The sequence below is a fragment of the Streptomyces sp. ACA25 genome (genome assembly GCF_028200735.1).
GTDB lineage: Bacteria > Actinomycetota > Actinomycetes > Streptomycetales > Streptomycetaceae > Streptomyces.
Genome location: NZ_JAQKPV010000053.1, coordinates 1 through 2069 on the forward strand (window position 1 = coordinate 1; position 2069 = coordinate 2069).

The 2069-nt window shown below is 70.6% G+C and carries 2 protein-coding genes and 1 pseudogene; all 3 read right to left on the minus strand.

Annotated features, from left to right (window positions below):
- Nucleotides 1–396, minus strand: a pseudogene (locus tag PJ985_RS23090) (S1 family peptidase); the annotation flags it as partial.
- Between the two features lie 179 nt (nt 397–575).
- Nucleotides 576–1535, minus strand: a complete 960-nt coding sequence (locus PJ985_RS23095; RefSeq protein WP_271685836.1) for a LysR family transcriptional regulator — start codon at nt 1533–1535, stop codon at nt 576–578.
- A 306-nt stretch (nt 1536–1841) separates the two neighbouring features.
- Nucleotides 1842–2069 (minus strand): carbohydrate-binding protein (locus PJ985_RS23100; RefSeq protein ID WP_333909893.1); only part of this gene is annotated, 228 nt, incomplete at its 5' end.

Here is a 2069-nt window from a genome sequence, read left to right on the forward strand (position 1 = left end):
CACGGACTCCAGCTCGGCCATGCTGTGGTCGACGACCTGTGCCTTGGCGCCGGCCTTGGCGATGTCGGCGGCCTCTGCCCGGTCGCTGGTGGCGACCACCAGGTCGGAGGTGCCCTCGACCAGCCACGAGCCGGCGTAGCCGTCGAGGCCCTCGCTGAGGGACTCGTTCAGCTCCGCGGCGTCGTGCTCCTGCATGACACGCGACTTGGCTTCGTCGGTGGTGAGGCCGAGGTCGCGCTCCATCGCTGCCAGCATTCCTGCGGGCAGTTCTTCAGCGGCCTTCTCGGCCGCGGCGGAGAAGGTTGCCTCATCGGCAGCGAGTGCGGGCATCGTGGTCAGTGCCAGGGCGGTGGCCGCCAGCATTGAGCCCAACGCGATACGACGTTGGTGACGCATGCTGTTCTCCTTGTGTTGTGGGGGGATACGCAGGAGAAACTAGCGGTGGCCACGGCACTGTGTGTACCTGTCAATCGATACCTCTTGTGATGCGATGGAATGAAGGATGTGAGCCTTCACCCCATATCGCGCACCGGTCGGACCGCCGGAGTGCGCTGCCGGGCGGCTGTGCCCGTCTGTCAGGAGGTCGTGTTGTACGACGTATTGGCTGCCAGCCACTCCGTGTAGCGGGGATTGCGTCGGACCGCCTCCCGGTGCACCTGCCGGGCGTGCAGCAGCACCGCGGGTGCCGCCCCGGCTGCCGTCGCGGCGGGGTGCCAGCCGATCAGGTGACGCCAGCTCAGCGGGGCCCCGGCCAGGGGGACGGTGGCGATGCCCGGTGTGGGGGGAAAGGTGGCCCGGCACATCGCGACCGCCCGCCCCGCCTGCACCAGGTGCACACACGCCGAGGTGTCCATCTCGTAGACGGAGACCGGAGTGAACCCGGCGCGGGCGCAGGCGGCGTTGAAGCAGTCCTCGAAACAGCCGTCGCCCGGGGCGTTGATCCACTGCTCGCCCGAGAGGGCGCCGAGGTCGATCTCCTGCTCCTTCGCCTGCGGGTGGTCCTCGGAGAGCATCACGAAGATCGGATCCTTCCCGACCGTCCGCCAGGACAGCTGGTCGGCGGCCGGGGGCGTGCTTTCCCCGCAGGTGCCGATCAGTGCGAAGTCCAGCCGGCCGGAGGTCACCTGCTCGCTGATCTCGTCCACCGACCAGCTGGTGTAGGTGCTGATGGCGGCGGAAGGGTGCAGGTGCGAGAGCTGGTCGACCAGCCCGCCCAGCAGGGGGCCGTGGGTGCCCCCGAGCCGGAAACGCGGGATGTCCTCCAGCGTGTTGGCCAGCCGGATCGCTTCCTCCTGCAGCTCCCGCATGGCGGGCAGCAGGACCCGTGCGCGGTCGAGCACCAGCTCGCCGAGCGGCGTGGCACGCGCACCGTGCCGGCCGCGCTCGAACAGTGGGCCGCCGAGTGCGCGCTCGATGCGTTTCAGTTGTGCGCTGAGCGCGGATTGCGCCAGCCCCAGGGTGGTCGCAGCCCGGGTGAGACTGCCCGCCTCATCTATCGCTCTGATGATCTTGAGATGCCGGAGCTCGAGATCCATATGCGGAAGCTACGGGGCCCGGGTCGCGGGTGACAAGGCGGGATGACGGCCCGTCGCATCGGGGAGGACGCGACGGGCCGTCCGCCGGCCCTGCACAGGGGTCCTGTTGCAGGGCGTTCCTGCCGGGCAGCAGACGGATTTTCCAGCCCGGGGCAAGCATGGGGAAGCACCGGGCCGTCGTTCTGCCGCCCGGCCCGGCCGCCGGCGGCGCCCCCCGCACGTGGCGCTTCTCACCGCCGGGGCCGGTCGGTTTCCGTCCGGGCCCGGAATGCGTGGCCCGGACGGAAGCGGGAGCCTGACGTGCGCTCAGAGGCGCTGCCACAGGGCCGGCGTGGTCGGTGGGGTCCACGTCGACTGGGCGGTGTGTGCCTGCAGGCAGCGGTACTCGGTGCTCCCGTAGGTGACACGGTCGCCCACCCGGTAGGCGGTGCCGGCCGACCAGGTTCCGCCGGGCTCTCCGGGCTCTCCGGGCTCGCCCGGCTCTCCGGGGCCGCTGTCGCTGGTGACCAGGGTCAGGCCGTACTGGCTGAGGAG

Bases quoted from the DNA above. Each gene is read 5' to 3' on its own strand.
- PJ985_RS23095 (WP_271685836.1), bottom strand. From the start codon at position 1,535: ATGGATCTCGAGCTCCGGCATCTCAAGATCATCAGAGCGATAGATGAG.